Below are 22017 nucleotides of genomic sequence, written 5' to 3'. Positions count from 1 at the left end.
CTTTTACATAGCGGTAATGCAGGCGTTATCGAGATAAAGCACGCCATTTTTCGCCAGGGCAAACAGGTTGAACGTCAGGACGACATGGGTCGCCCAGACCGGGACTTTTCGCCGATTGGCGTTGAAACGATATTCGGCGTACTCGGTGTAAGCATCGGCTTTCATGACGGCATCCCAGGCTGCCGGCGCGGCTTTGGCAACGATAGAGATGCCGTTGTCCGCATGCTCCTGAATACAGGCGTACTGTAGCGTCGCAAACAGATTGCCGGTGCCGCCATTGACCGTTTTCAGGGTAAAACAGGCGCCCAGCTGTTCATACTGCGCGACGGGCACGCTCATTCTCACCCCGGCGTTGGTATTGGTGTTGCCCAATTTGCTCACTTTCAGGGCGTTGCCGCCGCCGATGCCCGCGCCGGCTTCGATACCGATAGTCACCGCGTCAGAGGTAAAGGGATCGTCGATCGTTCCGCCAGTCACTTCCCAGCCGAACGGTTTGGCGGAAAAGGCGAAATCGCCGTCTTTGAGTTTGTTATTCACGGCGCCGACCAGCGTCTGGATCCCGGCCCCACCCCCACCACCATCCAGTCGGCTATTGGCGATGACAAAGTCGCCGGTACCGCTGAAATAGCGACCGCTGGCAGTTCTTACGCCATAGAACTTCACGCTGTCGACGATAATTCCACTACTGCCTGCCTCGGCGTAAAACAGTGATGCTTGCGCCAGTCGGCTGCCGGCGACGATGATTTCGCCGCCGTGAATCAACAGCGATGCATTTTGATTGGCGCTGCAACGGAAAGGGATTTCCGTGAGCGGGCTATTATCGTTGTTGAATTCCATATGGCAGCCATGCAATTCAATGCTACCGGCTTGAACGTAGGCTATCGAACCGGCATAGTCGATCGAGGTGCCGAACAGGCGGAAGGCGCCGTTGGGGTTAGCGTTGCGAACGGCCAGCCCCTGGGAATTGCCGAGGGTGCCGCCGAAGAAGTTGATACCTTCGCCGAAGTTTTGGGCTCCGCTGCTCGTTGAGGGCATATGCAGACTTTCAAAACAGCGGATGATTTCACAGGCGTAATGGTGGGCGATATAGGCATTGGTTCCGTAGTACAGACCGAAGTAGAAGCCGGAAACATAGATGTTATTCACCGAGATGTTGCCCAGCGGCCCTTCAGGCGAATGGAAACGGATACCATCGGTATAGTTATATTCGGTCGGGGTTTCATTCTTGTCTTTGTTAACCTTGGCACCAATGCCTTTGACGGTGAAATCTTTCAAGATCGGCGCCGGTCGAATAGGAACGTTGTTATCCAGCGCGCCGCTGCTGGTATAGCAGCGCAGGAAGTAGTTATGGTCGCTTTCCGTGCCGTTAGGGATCTCGGTAGTGATGTTGACGCCGTTGCCGTCGATATAGACGAATCCGACATTAATATCGGTTTTAGGCGCCGTCCAAAGGGCAAAAGGTGCGGCGAATCTGACAATCGCAGGACGTTTCAACGTTTTGATGATAAAGTCCTGCGCCCCGACCAGTTCGTCGCGCGAACTGACGTAAATGCCTTCAATATTCAGACGTTCCTGCAGGCTCCAGTTTTTGTCGCGTAAATCCACGTATTGAATAAATGCTGCGTTGTTGTCTGTCATGCTTATATCCCTCGATATTATGGTGTCGGTGTGGCCCCTATCGAGTATGAAAAGACGGCGGGCCCATGCCTATTAGGCACAGACCGGCCGTGACTGATACAACAGCAACCTAATCGGTCACCCGAACACTTACTCCGTCAGTCCGGCGCCGATCAGCGCCTCATCCAGCTGCGCCAGCGCGCCGTGCGCCACGGTGCGACCGCTATCCAACAGACAAAAACGATCCGCCACCCGGCGCACGAACGGCAGCTGATGCTCTACCAGTAAAATGGTCATGCCCAACTCATAGTTGAGCCTGCGGATCACGTTGCCGATGTCGGCGGCGATTGAAGGGGGCACGCCCGTCGTCGGTTCGTCGAGGATCAGCAGCGCCGGCTCCTGCGCCAGCGCACGACCGATCGCCAACTGGCGTTGAGCGCCTTCGCACAGATCGCCGGCGCGGCGGGTACGCATCTGGCGCAAATTGGGAAACAGGCTGTAGATCAGCGGCGGAATGCGGCGAGGGGCACCGCGCCCGGCCATCTGCGCCACCTGCAGATTCTCCTCCACGCTCAGCTGCGAGAAGAGTTGCCGCCCTTGCGGGACGAGGCTGATGCCGAGTGCGGCGCGGCGCTCCATCGGTTGCAGCAGCAGATTTTGCGGCGGCTGATCCGCGGGCTGCCAGGTCATGCTGCCGCTCACCACCGGCACATGCCCCATGATGCAATTGACCAGCGTGGTCTTGCCCACGCCGTTGCGCCCAAGCAGCACGGTACACTGGCCGCGCGGCAGCTCCAGGTTGATGTCCCACAGGGTATGATTTTGCCCGTAAAATTGATTGACCGATCTCAGGCTCAGCATTTGGCATTCTCCTCATAGACACAGGCGCCCATCCACTCGTTGGTGGGGTGCAACAAAGGCCGCATTGGCGGTTGATTTCCCGAGTGTGGCAATGTCTGGAACAAAATGCCGTCCATCCGATTCACCTGAGCAATGTCTGCGGTGGACGGAAAGACAGTCAGTATGTCGTGAAAAACGACGTTTATGACGACTTGGTGTCGTTCTCGCGCTTTTACGAGGGGTAGCCAGGCGGTGGTTGCACGCCGCATTCGGCAGCGCATTATGCTGTCGCGCCTCGTTCGCATGCTGAAAGATAAAGCAACTCCCAGGCCAGTTTTGCTACTGGCCGAAAAGGGGGGATGTTATCGCTTTGTTAACCCTCTGCCAGGCCTGACGCGCTCTGCCGCGGTGGCCTGAAAATACGCCGAGAAGTTAACCCGGACGTTTTTTGCACTCTTGTGGTGCCCTTTGGTGAGGACATGGTGCAAGGCATTGCGCCGCCGTCAAGAGCGATCCGCGAGAAAGGGGCCGATGCGATTTTGGCAATGGGGATTTTTAGTATTAATCGGCATAAACAAAGCGATATTTTTATGAAAAAATAACTAAAAAAGCCATTTTAGCGGGTGTAAAGGGCGAAAAGCTTTCTTTCCGTAACTCCCGCCCCGGGCGGGACGGTGAGAGTTATCCACTATTCCTGTGGATAACCTTGTGTATTAGATTTAGAAAAACGCTGTAAAGCGAGAGCGGACGCGGGTTCTGTTCGCTTTGCCCGCATTCTCGTCTTTTTATTAAAACTGTTATATATCAATATATTAACTAAAATCAAGACGCAGGGGTATTGATCAGGTCTCTATGTATGATTTTTCGACGCGGTGCTATCAATAAGTTAATTCGCGGCAAGTTCTGGGGATAAATCTGTTATTGACAATAAAAATGTCACCCGGCTGTAACGTCACGGTGCAACGACATTGCCGCAGTGCCGGGTGCAGCGACGAATCCGCTTGAAGCTGGTTTTATATCCAGTATCATGGGCACTGGCGCAAATCGCCGACACTTTCCATAATTAGGGGCCATATCCGGCGCAGAGCCGGCTGGCCGCCTGAGCGCGCGCATCTCCACAGGGTAGCCGAGCAATGAGTAAACTTTTCAAACTGCATTCCGAGTTCAAACCGGCCGGCGATCAGCCGGAAGCCATCCGCAAGCTGGAAGAGGGGCTGGAAGACGGCCTGGCGCACCAGACGCTGCTGGGGGTTACCGGTTCGGGCAAGACGTTCACTATCGCCAACGTGATAGCCGATCTGAATCGGCCGACCATGGTACTGGCGCCGAACAAGACGCTGGCGGCGCAGCTGTACGGCGAAATGAAAGCGTTTTTCCCGGAGAATGCGGTGGAGTACTTCGTCTCCTACTACGACTACTACCAGCCGGAAGCCTACGTGCCCAGCTCCGACACCTTCATTGAAAAAGATGCTTCGGTGAACGAGCACATCGAGCAGATGCGTCTTTCCGCCACCAAGGCGCTGCTGGAGCGGCGCGACGTGGTGGTGGTGGCGTCGGTGTCGGCGATCTACGGCCTGGGCGATCCGGATCTTTACCTGAAGATGATGCTGCACCTGACTCAGGGCATGATCATCGATCAGCGATCCATTTTGCGCCGCCTGGCGGAGCTGCAGTATTCCCGCAACGATCAGGCTTTCCAGCGCGCCACCTTCCGCGTGCGCGGCGAGGTGATCGATATCTTCCCGGCGGAATCAGACGAGCTGGCGCTGCGCGTCGAACTGTTCGATGAAGAAGTGGAACGGCTGTCGCTGTTCGATCCGCTGACCGGGCAGATTGAGCAGGTGGTGCCGCGTTTTACCATCTACCCGAAATCGCACTACGTGACGCCGCGTGAGCGGATCATGCAGGCGATGGAAGAGATCAAGGTTGATCTGGCGGACCGCCGCAAGGTGCTGCTGGCCAACAGCAAGCTGCTGGAAGAGCAGCGCCTGACGCAGCGCACCCAGTTCGATCTGGAGATGATGAACGAGCTGGGTTACTGCTCGGGCATCGAAAACTACTCGCGCTATCTGTCCGGGCGCGCCGAGGGCGAGCCGCCGCCGACGTTGTTCGACTACCTGCCGGCGGACGGCCTGCTGGTGGTCGACGAATCCCACGTCACCATTCCGCAGATCGGCGCGATGTTCAAGGGTGACCGCGCGCGCAAGGAAACGCTGGTGGAGTACGGCTTCCGTTTGCCGTCGGCGCTGGACAACCGCCCGCTGCGCTTCGAGGAGTTTGAGGCGCTGGCGCCGCAGACCATCTATGTTTCCGCGACGCCGGGCAAATATGAGCTGGAGAAATCCGGCGGCGATCTGATCGATCAGGTGGTGCGGCCGACCGGGTTGCTGGATCCGATCGTGGAAGTGCGGCCGGTCGCCACCCAGGTGGACGATCTGCTCTCCGAGATCCGCAAGCGCGCGACGATCAACGAGCGCGTGCTGGTGACCACCCTGACTAAACGCATGGCGGAAGACCTGACCGAATACCTGGAAGAGCATGGCGAGCGCGTGCGCTACCTGCACTCGGACATCGATACCGTGGAACGGGTCGAAATCATCCGTGACCTGCGTCTGGGCGAGTTCGACGTGCTGGTGGGCATCAACCTGTTGCGTGAGGGGCTCGACATGCCTGAGGTGTCGCTGGTGGCGATTCTGGACGCCGACAAGGAAGGCTTCCTGCGTTCCGAGCGTTCGCTGATCCAGACCATCGGCCGCGCGGCGCGTAACCTGAACGGCAAGGCGATCCTGTATGGCGATCGCATCACCGATTCGATGGCCAAGGCGATCGGTGAAACCGAGCGGCGCCGCGCCAAGCAGCAGGCCTACAACGAAGCCAACGGCATCGTGCCGCAGGGGCTGAACAAGAAGATCGGCGACATTCTGCAGATCGGCCAACCGGTCAACCGCACCAAGAGCAAAGGCAAGGGCAAGGCGGTGGAGGGCGGCGCTCAGCTGCAGAACCTCACGCCGAAAGCGCTGGATCAGAAAATTCGCGATCTGGAAGCGCAGATGTACACCCACGCGCAAAACCTGGAGTTCGAGCAGGCGGCTGCGCTGCGCGACGAAATCCACCAGCTGCGCGAGCAGTTCATCGCGATTTCCTGACCGTTGGACGGCGCCCGCGCCGTGGGCGTCAAAATTCCTTGTCGGCCGCGCCAAAGCTGTTATGGTGTGCGGCCCGATTTGACCACGAAGAGTACCGAACATGAGCCAACACCAGTCTAAAGACCCGCTGCACGGCGTAACGCTGGAGCAACTGCTGAATAAACTGGTGGATCACTACGGTTGGTCCGAACTGGGCGCGCGCATTCGCATCAACTGCTTCCGCAGCGATCCGAGCATCAAGTCCAGCCTGAAGTTTTTGCGTCGCACGCCCTGGGCGCGCAAAGAGGTGGAAGATCTGTATATCGATATGGTCAGCCATCCCGCCCCAGCCAGCGATAATCCCTGGCTGCGCGGGCGAGACGGTTAAATTCGGTCAGCGGCGCGCGGCCAGCTCCACCAGCGCGTGATCCAGCGCCTGGCGCAGCAGCTGGCGATCGTGGCGGTAGGGGATGTCGCTCGCTTCCAGCGGTTGCTGAATCACCACCCGATCCTGCACTTCACTGGCATCCACCGCCGGGCCGACGATCAGCGCATCGATCATCCGGCGGCCGATCTTCTCTTCCATCAGCGTCAGCTTATCCTTTAACGACAGCGCCGCGGCGGCCACGCTCAGCTCGCGGCCGAGGTTGCCGATATAGATCATGCTGGCGCTGCTGCGGCGCAGCGCCTGGGTGAGATCGTCCAGCAGCAGCAGTGGCATCAGGCTGGTGAGGAAGCTGCCCGGCCCGATCAGGATCACGTCGGCCTGTGCGATGGCGTCCAGCGCTTCGCGCGTGGCGTTGACCGGGGGCGACAGCATCAGCTCCTGCGGCATGTGGGCCAGTTGATCGACATTCACTTCACCGTAAACGTGATTGCCTTCGTGATCGTGCGCCATCAAATCCACCGGCTGCTCCGACATCGGGATCAGCGCCGCGTCCACCTTCAGCAAGCTGCGCACCAGATTGATCGCTTCCAGCGGGCGCACGCTCAGGTGATCCAGCGCTTTCAGCATCAGGTTGCCCAGGTTATGGCCGGCCAGTTCGCCGTTGCCGCTGAAACGGTATTCGAACATCGCCGAGGCGACGCTCGGTTCGGTGATCAGCTGGTTGAGACAGTTGCGGGTATCGCCCCAGGCAATGCCGCCTTCCGAACGGCGGATGCGGCCGGTGGAACCGCCGTTGTCGGTGGTGGTGACGATGCCGGTCAGGCGGGAGCCTAAGGACGACAGGGCCGACATCACACGGCCCAGGCCGTGTCCGCCGCCCAACGCCACCACGCGGTCGAGATCGGCCAGGGTACGATTACGCATAAATTTCCTTACAAAGGGTCTGAACTGCCCGCATAAGGTAGCGGATCCGGCATAAAAACGCGATAAAGAGTGTCATTTGCGTGATTCTGGTCAATTCGTCCACGCAAGCGATGTTTATCATGGTTTACCCGAATAGGCGGCGTCTAAAAACGCTGTATAGAAAATTATATAGCGAATTAACGCGTTGGCTATCGTTGCCGATTAGCGCTAGAATTCTGCTGAAAACCACGGTTTCATTCCGGCTACTCAAGGTAGCGGGAAGAGAAATCAAACTCCTAGCCCCTGCGCCTACGTTGTTCATCCGGAACGATATGGCGCCTGGGCCGTGGCGAAGTTAGCCACCAGGGTGCAGAGGGGAAACGCTCGCATCTCCCGACTTTGGAAAGGTGTTATGGTACCGCAACTCATTGATGCTTATGAGCGCAAGTTCTATTACCTGCGTTTGTCGATCACCGACGTGTGCAACTTTCGTTGCACCTATTGTCTGCCCGACGGCTACAAGCCGAGCGGCAGCCCGAAAAGCTTCCTGTCGCTGGATGAAATCCGCCGCGTCAGCCGCGCGTTTGCCGAACTGGGCACCGAAAAGGTGCGCCTGACCGGCGGCGAGCCTTCGCTGCGCCGCGATTTTACCGAGATCATCGCCGCCGTGCGGGAAAACCCGGCCATCCGTACCCTGGCGGTCACCACTAACGGCTACCGTCTGGCGCGCGACGTCGCCGCCTGGCGTGACGCCGGTCTGACGGCGATCAACGTCAGCGTCGACAGCCTGGATCCCCGCCAGTTTCACGCCATCACCGGCCAGGACAAGTTCCGCCAGGTGATGGACGGCATCGACGCCGCCTTCAGCGCCGGTTTCAGCAAGGTCAAGGTCAACGCGGTGCTGATGCGCGACGTCAACCACCAGCAACTTGGCGCCTTTCTCGCCTGGATCAAGGATCGGCCGATCCAGCTGCGCTTTATCGAACTGATGGAAACCGGCGAGGGCGGCGAGCTGTTTCGCAAACACCACGTTTCCGGCGAAGTGATTCGCCGGCAGTTGGAGCAGCAGGGCTGGCAGCGCCAGGCGCGCGGCCGCAGCGACGGCCCGGCGCAGGTGTTCAGCCACCCGGACTACCAGGGTGAGGTGGGTCTTATCATGCCGTATGAAAAAGATTTCTGCGCCAGCTGCAACCGGCTGCGCGTTTCTTCCATCGGCAATCTGCACCTGTGTCTGTTCGGCGAGCAGGGGGTGCCTCTGCGCGATCTGCTGGCGGACGACGGCCAGCTCGATGCGCTGAAGGCGCGCATCCAGAGTGGGTTGCTGAGCAAGAAGCAGACCCATTTCCTGCATCAGGGCAACAGCGGGATCACCCAGAACCTGTCGTTTATCGGCGGCTGACAGCCAATAGGAGCTTATTGAACCATGAGCCATGCGAGCAGCGAGTTTATTCCGGCGCATATCGCCATCCTGACCGTGTCCGACAGCCGCGGCGCGGCGGAAGACACCTCCGGCCAATATCTGCAGGACGCGGCGCAGGAAGCCGGCCATCAGGTGGTGGATCGCGCCATCGTCAAAGATGACATTTACCAGATCCGCGCACGGGTTTCCGCGTGGATCGCCGATGACAACGTGCAGGCGGTGCTGATCACCGGCGGCACTGGTTTTACCGCGCGCGACAACACGCCGGAAGCGCTGTTGCCGCTGTTCGACAGAGAGGTGGAAGGGTTCGGCGAACTGTTCCGCATGGTGTCGTACGAAGAGATCGGCACCGCGACGATCCAGTCGCGCGCGCTGGCCGGCCTGGCGAACCGCACGGTGATTTTCGCCATGCCGGGCTCCACCCGCGCCTGCCGCACCGCCTGGGAGCGGATTATCGAAGAGCAGTTGGACGCGCGCCATCGCCCGTGCAACTTCCAGCCCCATTTGAAGAAGCCCTGAGTCATGACACAGCTAACCCACATTAACGCCGCCGGCGAAGCCCATATGGTCGACGTATCCGCCAAGGCCGAAACGGTGCGCGAGGCGCGCGCCGAAGCCTTCGTCGAGATGTTGCCCGCCACGCTGGCGATGATCGTCGACGGCAGCCATCACAAGGGCGACGTGTTCGCCACGGCGCGCATCGCCGGCATTCAGGCGGCCAAACGCACCTGGGAACTGATCCCGCTGTGCCACCCGCTGATGTTGAGCAAAGTCGAAGTGCAGCTAGAGGCGCAAACGGAGCACAGCCGGGTACGCATCGAAACCTGCTGCCGGCTGACCGGCAAAACCGGCGTCGAGATGGAAGCGCTGACCGCCGCCTCGGTGGCGGCATTGACCATCTATGACATGTGCAAAGCGGTACAGAAAGACATGGTGATCGGCCCGGTGCGCCTGCTGGCGAAAAGCGGCGGCAAATCCGGTGATTTTAAGGTGAACGCATGATCGATATTCTTTTCTTCGCGCAGGTGCGCGAACTGGTGGGCACCGGCGCGCTGTCGATGCCGGCGGATTACCCGACCGTCGAGGCGCTGCGCCAGGCGCTGTGTGCGCGCGGCGATCGCTGGGCGCTGGCGCTGGAATCCGGCAAGCTGTTGGCGGCGGTCAATCAGTCGCTGGTGGCGGCGGATCACCCGCTACGCGCCGGCGATGAAGTGGCCTTCTTCCCGCCGGTTACCGGGGGGTAAGCATGGAAAATACCCGCATTCGCGTGGGCGAAGCGCCGTTCAACGTCGGCGATGAGTACCAGTGGCTGGCGCAGTGCGACGCCGATGGCGCGGTGGTGACCTTCACCGGCAAGGTGCGCAACCATAACCTTGGGGACGACGTCAGCGCGCTGACGCTGGAACACTACCCCGGCATGACCGAGAAGGCGCTGGCGGAGATCGTGGCCGAGGCGCGCAGCCGTTGGCCGCTGCAGCGCGTGACGGTGATCCACCGCGTCGGTGCGCTGTATCCCGGCGACGAGATCGTGTTCGTCGGCGTGACCGGCGCACACCGCAGCATGGCGTTCGCCGCCAGCGAATTCATCATGGACTATCTGAAGACCCGCGCCCCATTCTGGAAGCGCGAAGCCACGGGCCAGGGTGATCGTTGGGTGGACGCTCGCGACAGCGATCGCGAGGCCGCGCAACGCTGGCACGACGCGGCTAAATAACGCGTCAACAGCGGAAACAAATCAAGACCTTTGCCGCTTTCGCGCGGCCTATTCTGTGGTACGCTTATAGCAGGCGAAGCCCCGTTCGCGGGGCTTCGGAATCTTGTTTATAACGCAAAAGGTAACCGTCATGGACCGATATCCACGCTCTAATGGTTCAATCGTCGAACGTGCCAACAGCGGCATTCAGGCCTACATGGCGCAGGTTTACGGCTGGATGACCTGCGGTCTGCTGCTGACGGCGTTCGTTTCCTGGTATGCGGCCAACACGCCCGCGATCCTCAACTTCATCTTCTCCAGCCAGATCACCTTCTTCGGTCTGATCATCGCCCAATTGGCGCTGGTGTTCGTGATTTCCGGCATGGTCAACCGCCTGAGCGGCGCGGTGGCCACCTCGCTGTTCATGCTTTACTCGGCGCTGACCGGGCTGACGCTGTCGAGCATTTTCATCGCCTACACCTACAGCTCGATCGCTAGCACCTTTGTGGTCACCGCCGGCATGTTCGGTGCCATGAGCCTGTACGGCTACACCACCAAGCGCGATCTGAGCGGCTTCGGCAGCATGCTGTTCATGGCGCTGATCGGCATCGTGCTGGCCTCGCTGGTGAACATCTGGCTGAAAAGCACCGCGCTGATGTGGGCGATTACCTACATCGGGGTGGTGGTGTTCGTCGGTCTGACCGCCTACGACACGCAAAAACTCAAGGCGATGGGTGAGCAGCTGAACGCCGATGATAAAGACAGCTTCCGCAAGTACGCCATCGTCGGCGCGCTGACGCTGTATCTCGACTTCATCAACCTGTTCCTGATGTTGCTGCGCATTTTCGGCAACCGCCGCTAAATCCCTTGTCTTTCAAGCCTTAGGGTATCTGGCGATCAAAAAGCTCTGCATGTGACATGCAGAGCTTTTTTTATGCGATCTTGCGGCGGAACAGCGCGTAGGCGGCGCTGCCGGTGGTGGCGGTGATCACCAGCAGCGGCCACAGGCTGCGCCAGATAATGCTGAAGCTGGCGTCCTTCAGGTAGATCTGCTTGGTGATGTCGGTGAAGTGGCGTATCGGGTTCACCCAGGTCAGATCCTGCAGCCACACCGGCATATTCTCCACCGGCGAGACATACCCCGAGAGCAGGATCGCCGGCATCATGAACACGAACACGCCGATAAACGCCTGCTGCTGAGTGGCGCACAGCGACGAGATCAGCAGGCCGAAACCGACCAGCGACAGCCCGTAGATCAACATGGTGGCGTAGAACAGCAGCAGCGATCCAGCGAACGGGATCTGATACAGGAAGATGCCGATCAACAGCACGATGCTGGCCTGGAAGCTGGCGACGATCAGCGCCGGCACCGCCTTGCCGATAAAGATCTGCCAGGTGGTGAGCGGCGAGACCAGCAGCTGTTCCAGCGTGCCCTGTTCGCGTTCGCGCGCCACCGACAGCGAGGTGACGATCAGCACGCCGATGGTGGTGATCATGGCGATCAGCGACGGCACCACGAACCATTTGTAGTCCAGATTCGGGTTATACCAGTTGCGCACCACCAGTTCGCTGTTGTTGGGTTTGGCGCGGTTGCCGAGCAGCTCCTTCTGATATTCCTGCACGATCTGCTGTACGTAGTTGGCGGCGATCTGCGCGCTGTTGGAGTTGCGCCCGTCGAGCAGCAGCTGCAGCGGCGCGGTGTTGCCGGTGGCGATATCGCGCGAGAACTGCGCCGGGAAGCGGATCAGCATCAGCGCCCGTTGGTTATCGATGGTGGTCTTTATCTCCTGCGGGCTGCGCAGCAGCAGCACGTGTTGAAAGGCCTTGGCCTTGGCGAAGCGCTGGGTCAACTCCACCGAGGCCTGGCCGCTGTCTTCGCTGTAGACCGCGATGGTGGCGTTGGTGACTTCCAGCGTCGCGGCGAACGGGAACAGCAGCACCTGCAGGATCACCGGCATGATTAAAATGGCACGGGTTTGCGGATCGCGCAGCAGCGCCTGCATTTCCTTGATGATGAGCGTCAACAGACGATGAAACATCGCTCTTTCTCCTCAATCCAGCCGGCGCTGGGTTTTCCAGGCCGTCAGGCCGATGAACACCACGGCGGAAGCAATCAGGAACAACAGATTGATCGCCAGCACGGTGCCGACGTTACCCGCCAGGAACAGCGTTTGCAGCGTGCTGACGAAGTAGCGCGCCGGAATGATGTAGGTCACCGCGCGCACGATGGCTGGCATGCTGTCGATCTGGAAGATGAAGCCGGACAGCATGATCGACGGCAGGAAGGCGGCGTTCAGCGCCACCATCGCCGCATTGAACTGGTTGCGGGTGAGGGTAGAGATCAGCAGGCCCATGCCGAGGGTGCTGGCGAGGAACAGGCTGCTGATCAGCAGCAGGATCGGCAGCGAACCGCGATAGGGCACGCCGAGCACCCACACCGCCACCGCCATGCACAGCGCCATGGCGATCATGCCGAGGAAGTAATACGGGATCAGCTTGGAGAGCAGCAGCTCGCTGCGCGTCACCTGGGTGGACAGCAGGGCTTCCATGGTGCCGCGCTCCCATTCGCGGGCGATCACCAGCGAGGTGAGAATGGCGCCGATCACCGTCATGATGATGGTGATGGCGCCGGGGATGATGTAGTGCCGGCTGATGGCCGCCGGGTTGAACCAGTAGCGCATCTGCACGTCAATCAGCGGCTTGTCGTTGCTCCCCCGATCGGCGGCGCGTTGCTGCTGCCAAACTTGCCATACGCCCTGGGCATAGCCCTGCACGAAGTTGGCGGTGTTCGGCTCGCTGCCGTCGGTGATCACCTGGATGGGGGCGCTGTCGTGCGGGCGCGCCATGCGCTGGTCGAAATCCACCGGGATCACCACCAGGCCGCGGATCGTGCCGGCCTGCATCTGCTGGATCAGCTGCTGGCGGTTGTCGCTGATGGTTGGTTCGATATAGGGCGAACCGGCGAAGGCGTGGGCCAGATCGCGCGCGTCTTCGCTCTGTTGCTCCATCAGAATGCCCAGATGCAGCTTGCTGGAGTCCAGGTTGATGCCGTAGCCGAAGATAAACAGCAGCATCAGCGGGATAACGAAGGCGATCAGGCCGCTGCTGGGATCGCGCAGTATTTGCCGCGTCTCCTTCAGGCACAGCGCGCGCAGTCGGCGCCAGGAGAAGCCGCCGTCGTCGATTGGGGCTCGGTTGTCGCTCACCGTGGTTCCTCCTCGTCGTAGCCCTGCACCAGTTCGATAAACGCCTGTTCCATCGAGGGGTTGGGGTTGTCGTCGCGCGCTACCTGCTGTTTGAGATCGTCCGGCGTGCCGGCGGCGATGATCTTGCCGCGATACACCAGGCCGATGCGGTCGCAGTATTCCGCCTCGTCCATAAAGTGGGTGGTCACCATCACCGTGACGCCCTTGTCGACCATGCCGTTGATGTGCAGCCAGAACTCGCGCCGCGTCAGCGGATCGACACCGGAGGTCGGTTCGTCGAGGAACAGAATATCCGGTTCGTGCATCAGCGCGCAGGCCAGCGCCAGGCGTTGCTTGAAGCCGAGCGGCAGGGCATCCGGCGTCTGATCGAGGATCGGCGCGAAGTTGAAGGCGCGGGACATCTCGTCGATTTTGTCGCGCTGCGCCTTGCCGCTTAGGCCGTAGACCCCGGAGAAGAACTTCAGGTTCTGCGCCACCGTCAGGTTGCCGTACAGCGAGAATTTTTGCGCCATGTAGCCGAGGCGTTGGCGCGCCTTGCCGGAACTGGTCTTCAGATCCATCCCCAGCACCAGCGCCTTGCCGCCGGACGGCACCAGCAGGCCGCACATCATTTTGAAGGTGGTGGACTTGCCGGCGCCGTTCGGGCCGAGCAGGCCGAAGATTTCGCCGCGCCGCACCTGAAAATCGACGTGATCGGTGGCGGCGAAATCGCCGAATTTCTTGGTCAACTGCACCGCTTCGATCACCGTTTCACCACTTTCTCCGTCAACGGTCGGCATGATCTCCGCCAGCGCCGAGCGATGGTTGGGGCCGCCGCCGAGCAGATCGATAAACGCATCCTCGAAGCGCGGATCCGCTTCGTTCAGTTCGGCGTCCGGCAGATCCAGCGCCTGCAGTAGCTGCCGGTGATCTTCGCCTTCTTTCAGGATCAGGCGCAGGTACTTGCCCTGGATCACGCCGTCGGTGACCGCCGGCAGGCAGATCGCCCGCTGCAGCAACGATCGATGGCTGCCGGGGGGCGCGGCGATCAACACCGTGCGCCCGGCCATACGGCGGGTCAGCGCCTGCGGCGCGCCGCTGAACAGCAGCTCGCCCTCGTTGAGCAGCAGCACTTCGCGGCACTGCTCGGCCTCATCGAGGTAAGAGGTGCTCCACAAGATCAACATGCCGTCGTTGGCCAGCTCGTGCACCATGCGCCACAGCTCGCGGCGCGAGATCGGATCGACGCCGACGCCCGGTTCATCCAGCAACAGCACCTGAGGTTCGCCCACCAGCGTGCAGGCCAGGCCGAGTTTCTGCTTCATGCCGCCGGACAGCTTGCCCGCCAGGCGCTCGGTGAAGCGGGTCAGATCGGTGAATTTCAGCAGCCGTTCGAAGGTCTGGCGGCGAAGATCGCCGGTGACGCCGCGCAGATCGGCGTACAGCGTCAGGTTCTCCATCACCGTCAGATCCTCATACAGCCCGAACTTCTGCGGCATATAGCCGAGGATCGCGTGCAGTTGACGATCCTGGGCGATCGGATCCAGCCCGGCGACCCGCAGCTTGCCGCTGCTGGGCTGCAGCAGCCCGGCCAGCATGCGCAGCAGGGTAGTTTTACCGGCGCCGTCCGGGCCGACCAGCCCGATGACCGCGCCGCTGCGCAGGGTGGTGGTCAGGCTGGCGACCGCCGATTTCTCAAGCGACGGGAAGCGCTTTTCCAGCCCTTCCAACTCGATGGTGTGCGCCTGTTCCATGGCCGGCCTCAGGGTTTGGCGAAGCGCAGGGTGACCGGCATGCCCTGGCGCAGCGCGTCGTCGGCGTCGGTGACGATCACCCGCAGGCGGTATACCAGATCGGTGCGCAGGTCCGGCGTTTCAACGCTTTTCGGCGTGAATTCCGCGGTCGGCGAGACGAAACCGATCTTGCCGTGGTAAGGCTTGCCGGGGCGACCGTCGGTGTAGATCTCCAGCTCGGTGCCGGGCACCGCTTGGTTCAGGCTGGTTTCGTTGACGTAGGCGCGCACCCACACCGGCCGGGTCAGCGACAGGGTGAACACCGTGCCGCCGGCGCCGAGCATGGTGCCCGGCTCCACCGCGCGGGTCAGCACCGTGCCGGCGGAAGGGGAGATCAGCGTGGTGTCTTGCAGGTTCAACTGCGCCTGCGCCAGCGCCGCTTCGCTTTGCGCCACATCGGCCTTGGCCTGTTCAATCTCTTGCGGGCGGTTGCCGCTGCGGTATTGCGACAGCTTGTCCTTCGCCGCCTGCAGGTTGGCCTGCGCCTGATTGCGGGCGGTGCGCGCATCCTCCAGCGCGTCGGCGGAGGTGGCGTTTTTCGCCCACAGCCCCTGCTGGCGTTTCAGGAAGCTGTCGGCATAGGTGAAGGCGGACTGGCGCTGCGCCATTTCTGACTGCACCTGGGCTATCTCTTCGCTGCGGTAGCCGGCCTGCAGCAGCGACAGTTTGGCGCGCGCGCTGCCGACGTTGGCTTCGGCCTGCTGCAGCGCGTTGCGGTAGGGGGCATCGTCCAGCTTGCCAAGCAGCTGGCCCGGCTGAACGGTATCGCCTTCATCCACCGTCAGCGACGCCAGGCGCCCGTCGACGCGAAAGCCGAGGTTGACCGTGCGAATATCGACGTTGCCGTACAGCGTCAGCGGCCGATCCTGCTGCTGTTGGTAATGCCAAACCCCGTATGCGACGGCCGCGATCAGCAGAATTAACAACACGATCAAGGCACTGCGTTTTTTGTTCATAACACTCCCTGCCTGAATTTACGCGCCATGACGTTGGCGCAGCCCAGTAACCAGAATCTCAATATGTTCGCTCAGTACCGCCGCGATTTGCGCCGCTTCGCCCTCGCCAATGTCTTGCCAACCTGCCTGACGGCGGATAGTTTCGCGCGCCACGCGGAACGACAGCACCTCGCCGATCAGCGCATGGGTATGCAATACGAGGCGGGGGGCGTGTTCGTCGATGCCGGTGGCGGCCGACAGCAGGCGGCACAGCCGCTCGTGCATCGGCGCGATCACCTGGCTGTGGATCAGCGGATAGGCCTCGGTCGGGGCGAGCTGTTCGCGCGACATGATTTTGCTCAGGTTCAGCGTGTGCGGTTGGGTCATCAGCTCGCTGAAGGCCAGCAGGCCACGTTGCAACAAGCGCAGCGCCGCGTCAGATGACCGTTGTGCGGCTGGTTCTTGCCGGAAGCGATCGACTTCCGCGACCAGCGGGGCGAACGCCTGCTGAATGAAATCGGCGAGCGACTGCGCCACGGCCAGGTACAGCCCCTCTTTGGAGCTGAAGTAGTAGGTGATGGCGGCGATATTCTGGCCGGCGCGCTGGGCGATGTCGCGCGTGGTGGCGCCTTCCAGGCCATATTCACCGAACAGTTCGGTCGCCGCGGCGAGCAGTTGCCGGCGCGTTTGCTCGCCGCGCGCCCGGCCGGCGGCCTGATGAGGGACGGAAGCTGACATGGGTCACGCTCGAAGTTAATCAATCATATGATTAACTTTATGCCAGATTGTCTAAAACGCAACCGCTAACCACAATGAGTTATGTGATCGGCTTCAGACAATGCTGAATTTACGGCAGATTGTGCTCTAGGTGCGTAAAAGTGCTTTTTATTGCGCGACTTCTGTTACAATCGGCGCCTGGTGCACTGCAGTTTGTGCCAATCCCTCGTGGTCATGCTTAATGCCCCGTCTGATCATCCTCCCAGGAAACTGCACCGAACACCGTTAGGTTAGGGGGGATCTGGAGTTTTTCTCTTTATGTCATTTGAAACCCTCGGCTTAAGTGCTGAAATTGTGCGCGCTGTTGAAGAACAGGGCTATCGCGAACCGACGCCAATTCAGCGTCAGGCTATCCCTGTCGTGCTGGAAGGTCGTGACCTGATGGCCAGCGCCCAGACCGGCACCGGTAAAACCGCCGGTTTTACCCTGCCGCTGTTGCAGCTGCTGAGCAAGCATGACCATCCGGTCAAAGGCCGCCGCCCGGTGCGCGCGCTGATCCTGACGCCAACCCGTGAGCTGGCGGCGCAGATCGGCGAAAACGTCGAGGCCTACAGCAAACACCTGCGCCTGCGTTCGCTGGTGGTGTTTGGCGGCGTGAGCATCAACCCGCAGATGATGAAGCTGCGCGGCGGCGTCGATATTCTGGTGGCAACGCCGGGCCGTCTGCTGGATCTGGAACATCAGAACGCGGTTGACCTGTCCAAAATCGAAATTCTGGTGCTGGACGAAGCGGACCGCATGCTGGACATGGGCTTTATCCACGACATCCGTCGCGTGCTGGCCAAGCTGCCGGCCAAGCGCCAGAACCTGCTGTTCTCCGCAACCTTCTCCGACGACATCAAGGCGCTGGCCAACAAACTGCTGCATAACCCGGCCTCGGTGGAAGTGGCGCGCCGCAATACCGCGTCCGAGCAGATCGAGCAGAGCGTGCACTTCGTCGACAAGAAGCGTAAGCGGGAACTGCTGTCGCAGATGATCGGCGAAGGCGACTGGAAACAGGTGCTGGTCTTTACCCGCACCAAGCATGGCGCCAACCACCTGGCGGAACAGCTGAACAAAGACGGCATCACCGCTGCGGCGATCCACGGCAACAAGAGCCAGGGTGCCCGTACCCGTGCGCTGGCCGATTTTAAAGACGGCCGCATCCGCGTGCTGGTGGCGACCGACATTGCGGCGCGCGGTCTGGATATCGACCAGCTGCCGCACGTGGTGAACTACGAGCTGCCTAACGTGCCGGAAGACTACGTGCACCGCATCGGCCGCACCGGCCGCGCGGAACGCACCGGTGAAGCTATCTCGCTGGTGTGCGTGGATGAACACAAGCTGCTGCGCGACATCGAGCGTCTGCTGAAGCGTGAAATTCCGCGCATTGCGCTGCCGGGCTACGAGCCGGATCCGACCATCAAGGCCGAGCCGATCATCAACGGCCGCCAGGGCGGCGGACGCGGCGCGCCGCGCGGCAACGGCGGTGGCCAGCGTTCCGGTAACGGCGGCGGTCAGCGCAGCGGTAACGCGAACGGCGGCCAGCGTGAAAACCGTGGCAACGGTAACGGTAACGCTCGCCCGCAGGGTGACGGTCAACGCCGTTCCGGCGCGCCGGCCTCGCGTCGTCCACGTAGTCGCAAACCGGCCGAATAAGCCTGATTGCTCAAAGAGTAAGCCGCCGATACGGGCGGCTTTTTTTTTGCCTGGCGGAACGGCATTTTCGTACTAGGCTGGACGGTGGCTAACCCTACATTCCAGGAGACGGAGATGAAATTGAAGTGCGCAATTCTCGATGATTACCAGCAGGTGGCGCTCAAGATGGCGGACTGGTCGGCGCTGGCCGATCGGGTGGAGGTGTCCGCCATCAGCGCGCACTTTACCGATGAGACGGAGCTGGCGGTGCATCTGCAGGAGTGCGACATTCTGGTCATCATGCGCGAACGCACGCCGATGACTGCCTCGCTGCTGGCGCGGCTACCGAAGCTGAAGCTGCTGATCACCTCCGGCATGCGCAACGCTTCTATCGATTTGGCCGCCGCCGCCGAGCGCGGCGTGGTGGTATGCGGCACCAGCAGCGGATCGGCGGCGCCGATGGAGCTGACCTGGGCGCTGCTGCTCGGGTTGGCGAAGCATATCGTGCCGGAAAGCGTCGGGCTGCAAAACAACGGTCCGTGGCAACGGGATCTCGGCGTCACCCTGCAGGGCAAGACGCTGGGGCTGCTGGGGTTGGGCAAGATCGGCGGCCAAATGGCCAAGGTGGCACAGGCGTTCGGCATGCGGGTGCTGGCCTGGAGCCAGAACCTGACGGCGGAACGGGCGGCGCAGGAGGGCGCTTTGCTGGCGCCGTCCAAGCGGGCGCTGTTTGAGCAGAGCGATTTTGTCTCCATTCACCTGGTGCTGAGCGATCGCAGCCGCGGGTTGGTGGGGCGCGACGAATTGATGGCGATGAAGCCCACTGCTTACCTGATCAACACCTCGCGCGCGGGGATCGTCGATCGGGTGGCGCTGGTGGACGTGCTGCAACAGCGGAAGATTGCCGGCGCCGGGCTGGACGTGTTCGAGACGGAGCCGCTGCCGGCCGACGATGCATTCCGTCAATTGCCCAACGTGCTGGCGACGCCGCATGTGGGTTACGTGGCGGACGACAACTATCGCGCCTACTTCACCGAGGCGGTCGAGGACATAGCGGCGTTCCTCGCGGATCAACCGATTCGCCGGCTAGGCTGACGGCATTTTTAATGCCCGCAGAGGCTTGTCTGGCGCGGGCATTCACCCGTATCATTGCGGGTCTTTTTTTAGCTGGGATTGGTCATGCGCGTATTATTGGCTCCGATGGAGGGCGTTCTCGACTCTTTGGTGCGTGAGTTGCTCACCGAAGTGAACGACTACGATCTGTGCATCACCGAATTTTTGCGCGTGGTCGATCAGCTGCTGCCGGCCAAGTCGTTCTACCGGCTGTGCCCGGAGCTGCGTCACGCCAGCCGCACGCCGTCGGGCACGCAGGTGCGGGTACAGCTGCTGGGGCAGTACCCACAGTGGCTGGCGGAGAACGCCGCGCGTGCGGTAGAGCTGGGCTCTTACGGCGTCGATCTCAACTGCGGCTGCCCGTCCAAGCTGGTGAACGGCAGCGGCGGCGGGGCGACGCTGCTCAAAGATCCGGAATTGATCTACCAGGGCGCCAAGGCGATGCGCGCGGCGGTGCCGGCCCATCTGCCGGTCACGGTGAAGGTGCGTCTGGGCTGGGATTCCTCCAGCCGCAGCTTTGAAATCGCCGATGCGGTGCAGCAGGCGGGCGCCAGCGAACTGACGGTGCACGGCCGCACCAAAGAGGACGGTTACAAGGCGGATCGCATCAACTGGGCGGCGATCGGTGAGATCCGTCAGCGGCTGAGCATCCCGGTTGTCGCCAACGGCGAGATCTGGGATTACCAGAGCGCGCAGGATTGCCTGCAGGCGACCGGCTGCGACGCCATCATGTTGGGGCGCGGCGCGCTCAACGTGCCGAACCTGAGCCGGGTGGTGAAGTATAACGAACCGCGTATGCCCTGGCCGCAGGTGGTTGAGCTGCTGCAAAAATACGTCCATCTGGAAAAGCAGGGCGACACCGGTCTGTATCACGTGGCGCGCATCAAACAGTGGCTGGGCTATTTGCGTAAAGAATATGACGAAGCTACCGAACTGTTCAGCGAAATACGCGTGCTGACGACGTCAGGGGATATTGCGCGCGTCATCTGCCGCAGCTAAAAATAAACCCGCGCGCGGCGGGTTTATTTAAATATGTATTATCAGGCGGCTTTATCAAGACGATTTAATTCTATCTCGATATCCTGAATGGTTTTTTCCAGCCCTTCCAGGCAGGCGCCCTGTTTATTCAACAGGTCGTTAATGGCTTCGGCGAACGCCTTATTTTTGCATTCCCCCTGATCGAAGGCCAGCCAGTGTGCGGAGAGCGTCTCGGTATTCGCCTGCGCATAGTGGCGCATTTCCTTCAGCTGGGAAGCGACGTTGCGTAAATTATCCAGCTGCGCCTGTGCGTTTGCATTGTTGCTCATGAATTTCTCCTTGAGTTGGCCGTTAAATAATTTCGACTGCGGGATTAAGCTTACCCTATCCAAATAAAAATATCACCCTCGGTGGCCTTATTGGTTATTTTTTAATGAATGCGAATGTATTTATTTCTCGGCTGAACAAGGAGTTGGGCGGAATTGTAAAAATAGATAAATACGGTTTTTTTTGGCAATTATTTCCGGTCATTCCATACGGAATGACCGTTATTCTAACGCTTAAGGGTGATGCTTATTATGCCGCGTCCGCCAGCATAAACATGCCGTAGGGATGAATTTCCAGATAATAGTGCTCGCCGACGTTCGGCTGCAGGCGGGTGGCGTTAACCTGCAGCAAAATCTGCTGCCCGTGCCATGCCACCGTCACCTCATACTGCGGCCCCATGTAGGCGACATGTTGGATCACGCAGCGCTGGCTTTCATCGCCATGCTCACTCAACGTGATCGCCTCCGGTCGCACGCCCACCGTGCCGGCGCCTTCGGCGGCAAAATGCGCGGGGCGCGGCAGGCGGTAGCCGCTGATATCGACATGATCGGCGCTGAAGTTGGCCGGGAACAGGTTAGCGTCCCCCATAAAGCTCGCCATAAAGCGCGACGCCGGCTGCCGATAGAGATCCTGCGGCGAGCCCATCTGCATGATATGGCCCTTGTTCATCACCAGCACGGTGTCGGAGACCGCGAAAGCCTCGCTCTGATCGTGGGTAACGTACAGCGAAGTGATATCAAACTGCTTTTGCAGCTCGCGGATCTTTTCGCGCATGCTGCGGCGCAGGTTGGCGTCGAGATTGCTCAACGGCTCGTCGAACAGCAGCACTTTCGGCTTGAGGATCAGCGCGCGCGCCAGCGCCACGCGCTGCTGTTGGCCGCCGGAGATCTGATCGACATAGCGATCGTCGAACCCCGCCAGATCCACCATCGCCAGCGCTTCCTGCACGCGCGCTTTCACTTCGGCGCGCGGAATGCCGAGCATCTTCAGCCCATAGCCGACGTTCTCCCCCAGCGACATATGCGGGAACAGGGCATAAGACTGAAACACCATGCAGATGTCACGCTGCTGGATGGAACGATGGGTAACGTCTTCACCATCAATGAATATCTGCCCGTCGCTCGGTTTCTCCAGCCCGGCGACCAGGCGCAAAATGGTGGTCTTGCCGCAGCCGGAAGGGCCGAGCAGCGTCACCATTTGCCCCCGTGGGATGGTGAGCGTGATGTTATCGATTACCGTGTTGCTGCCGAACCGTTTGGAGACGTTACGCAGTTCAACGAAATTTTTCTGGCTCATCATGGGCTCC

The 22017-nt window shown here is 60.6% G+C and carries 22 protein-coding genes and 1 riboswitch; of the genes, 12 read left to right on the top strand and 10 right to left on the bottom strand.

Annotated elements, in window-relative coordinates; genetic code table 11:
- Nucleotides 1-3 precede the first annotated feature (3 nt).
- Entirely contained in the window at nt 4-1638 is a 1635-nt protein-coding gene (locus N6G83_RS12380; protein WP_025301922.1) for a hypothetical protein, read from the bottom strand.
- Between the two features lie 129 nt (nt 1639-1767).
- Nucleotides 1768-2478 (bottom strand): ATP-binding cassette domain-containing protein, encoded by a 711-nt coding sequence (locus N6G83_RS12375; RefSeq protein ID WP_089195619.1) that lies wholly within the window; start codon nt 2476-2478, stop codon nt 1768-1770.
- A gap of 458 nt (nt 2479-2936) precedes the next feature.
- Between N6G83_RS12375 and N6G83_RS12370 the strand changes: the two genes are divergently transcribed.
- The 3 genes from N6G83_RS12370 to N6G83_RS12360 all read left to right on the top strand — a co-directional run bounded on the left by N6G83_RS12370 (nt 2937) and on the right by N6G83_RS12360 (nt 5970).
- Nucleotides 2937-3059 carry a hypothetical protein gene (locus N6G83_RS12370; RefSeq protein ID WP_255703093.1) on the top strand — a complete coding sequence of 41 codons (123 nt, stop codon included), beginning with the start codon at nt 2937-2939 and terminating at the stop codon, nt 3057-3059.
- 531 nt (nt 3060-3590) lie between these two features.
- Complete coding sequence (uvrB, locus tag N6G83_RS12365; RefSeq protein ID WP_025301925.1) at nt 3591-5603, top strand: excinuclease ABC subunit UvrB; 2013 nt, start codon at nt 3591-3593, stop codon at nt 5601-5603.
- 100 nt (nt 5604-5703) lie between these two features.
- Nucleotides 5704-5970 carry a VF530 family DNA-binding protein gene (locus tag N6G83_RS12360; RefSeq protein WP_004939783.1) on the top strand — a complete coding sequence of 89 codons (267 nt, stop codon included), beginning with the start codon at nt 5704-5706 and terminating at the stop codon, nt 5968-5970.
- 6 nt (nt 5971-5976) lie between these two features.
- Here the strand turns inward: N6G83_RS12360 and yvcK are convergent, their stop codons facing one another.
- Nucleotides 5977-6894 carry a uridine diphosphate-N-acetylglucosamine-binding protein YvcK gene (yvcK, locus tag N6G83_RS12355; RefSeq protein WP_025301926.1) on the bottom strand — a complete coding sequence of 306 codons (918 nt, stop codon included), beginning with the start codon at nt 6892-6894 and terminating at the stop codon, nt 5977-5979.
- Nucleotides 6895-7154: 260 nt separating this feature from the next.
- Nucleotides 7155-7299, top strand: a riboswitch (molybdenum cofactor riboswitch).
- Here yvcK and moaA point away from each other — a divergent pair.
- The 6 genes from moaA (at nt 7286) to N6G83_RS12325 (ending at nt 10848) form a co-directional block, all read left to right on the top strand.
- On the top strand, nt 7286-8272 hold the full coding sequence (gene moaA / locus N6G83_RS12350; protein WP_004939778.1) for a GTP 3',8-cyclase MoaA: 987 nt from the start codon (nt 7286-7288) through the stop codon (nt 8270-8272). It overlaps the preceding riboswitch by 14 nt.
- 24 nt (nt 8273-8296) lie before the next feature.
- Complete coding sequence (gene moaB / locus N6G83_RS12345) at nt 8297-8812, top strand: molybdenum cofactor biosynthesis protein B (RefSeq protein WP_025301928.1); 516 nt, start codon at nt 8297-8299, stop codon at nt 8810-8812.
- Between the two features lie 3 nt (nt 8813-8815).
- Nucleotides 8816-9295 carry a cyclic pyranopterin monophosphate synthase MoaC gene (gene moaC, locus N6G83_RS12340; protein ID WP_004939770.1) on the top strand — a complete coding sequence of 160 codons (480 nt, stop codon included), beginning with the start codon at nt 8816-8818 and terminating at the stop codon, nt 9293-9295.
- Complete coding sequence (moaD, locus tag N6G83_RS12335) at nt 9292-9537, top strand: molybdopterin synthase sulfur carrier subunit (RefSeq protein ID WP_004939768.1); 246 nt, start codon at nt 9292-9294, stop codon at nt 9535-9537. Before moaC ends, moaD begins: the two co-directional genes overlap by 4 nt.
- Nucleotides 9538-9539: 2 nt before the next feature.
- The gene (gene moaE, locus N6G83_RS12330) at nt 9540-10007 is read left to right on the top strand and encodes a molybdopterin synthase catalytic subunit MoaE (protein WP_004939764.1); all 468 of its coding nucleotides are present in this window, start codon (nt 9540-9542) and stop codon (nt 10005-10007) included.
- Between the two features lie 130 nt (nt 10008-10137).
- Nucleotides 10138-10848 (top strand): Bax inhibitor-1 family protein, encoded by a 711-nt coding sequence (locus N6G83_RS12325; RefSeq protein WP_033637508.1) that lies wholly within the window; start codon nt 10138-10140, stop codon nt 10846-10848.
- Nucleotides 10849-10918: 70 nt separating this feature from the next.
- Here N6G83_RS12325 and N6G83_RS12320 read toward each other — a convergent pair whose 3' ends face one another.
- Genes N6G83_RS12320 through cecR form a run of 5 tightly spaced genes read right to left on the bottom strand, consistent with a single transcriptional unit; the run spans nt 10919 to nt 16637 of the window.
- On the bottom strand, nt 10919-12025 hold the full coding sequence (locus tag N6G83_RS12320; protein WP_197819328.1) for an ABC transporter permease: 1107 nt from the start codon (nt 12023-12025) through the stop codon (nt 10919-10921).
- Nucleotides 12026-12037: 12 nt separating this feature from the next.
- Entirely contained in the window at nt 12038-13192 is a 1155-nt protein-coding gene (locus tag N6G83_RS12315; RefSeq protein ID WP_197823895.1) for an ABC transporter permease, read from the bottom strand.
- A complete protein-coding gene (locus N6G83_RS12310) occupies nt 13189-14925 on the bottom strand; it encodes an ATP-binding cassette domain-containing protein (protein WP_197823896.1) in 1737 nt (578 codons plus the stop codon). The genes N6G83_RS12315 and N6G83_RS12310 overlap by 4 nt, the downstream gene beginning before the upstream one ends.
- An 8-nt stretch (nt 14926-14933) precedes the next feature.
- Nucleotides 14934-15920, bottom strand: a complete 987-nt coding sequence (gene hlyD, locus N6G83_RS12305; RefSeq protein ID WP_099816711.1) for a secretion protein HlyD — start codon at nt 15918-15920, stop codon at nt 14934-14936.
- An 18-nt stretch (nt 15921-15938) separates the two neighbouring features.
- Nucleotides 15939-16637 (bottom strand): transcriptional regulator CecR, encoded by a 699-nt coding sequence (gene cecR, locus N6G83_RS12300; RefSeq protein WP_049208961.1) that lies wholly within the window; start codon nt 16635-16637, stop codon nt 15939-15941.
- 297 nt (nt 16638-16934) lie between these two features.
- Here cecR and rhlE point away from each other — a divergent pair, with 297 nt between their 5' ends.
- The 3 genes from rhlE (at nt 16935) to dusC (ending at nt 20405) form a co-directional block, all read left to right on the top strand.
- Complete coding sequence (rhlE, locus tag N6G83_RS12295) at nt 16935-18314, top strand: ATP-dependent RNA helicase RhlE (RefSeq protein ID WP_025301932.1); 1380 nt, start codon at nt 16935-16937, stop codon at nt 18312-18314.
- Nucleotides 18315-18428: 114 nt separating this feature from the next.
- The gene (locus N6G83_RS12290; protein WP_141997496.1) at nt 18429-19388 is read left to right on the top strand and encodes a D-2-hydroxyacid dehydrogenase family protein; all 960 of its coding nucleotides are present in this window, start codon (nt 18429-18431) and stop codon (nt 19386-19388) included.
- Between the two features lie 84 nt (nt 19389-19472).
- Entirely contained in the window at nt 19473-20405 is a 933-nt protein-coding gene (gene dusC / locus N6G83_RS12285) for a tRNA dihydrouridine(16) synthase DusC (protein WP_260515412.1), read from the top strand.
- Between the two features lie 41 nt (nt 20406-20446).
- On the opposite strand, the gene N6G83_RS12280 is transcribed toward dusC, so the two are convergent.
- Together N6G83_RS12280 and fbpC are read right to left on the bottom strand one after the other, a co-directional pair.
- Entirely contained in the window at nt 20447-20713 is a 267-nt protein-coding gene (locus tag N6G83_RS12280; protein ID WP_004939738.1) for a hypothetical protein, read from the bottom strand.
- 247 nt (nt 20714-20960) lie between these two features.
- Nucleotides 20961-22007, bottom strand: a complete 1047-nt coding sequence (gene fbpC, locus N6G83_RS12275; protein WP_060432622.1) for a ferric ABC transporter ATP-binding protein — start codon at nt 22005-22007, stop codon at nt 20961-20963.
- Nucleotides 22008-22017 lie beyond the last annotated feature (10 nt).

The organism is Serratia sp. PL7, assembly GCF_945957435.1.
The sequence above is the reverse complement of the archived record's forward strand: the minus strand, read 5'-3'. Positions and strand labels throughout refer to the sequence as shown.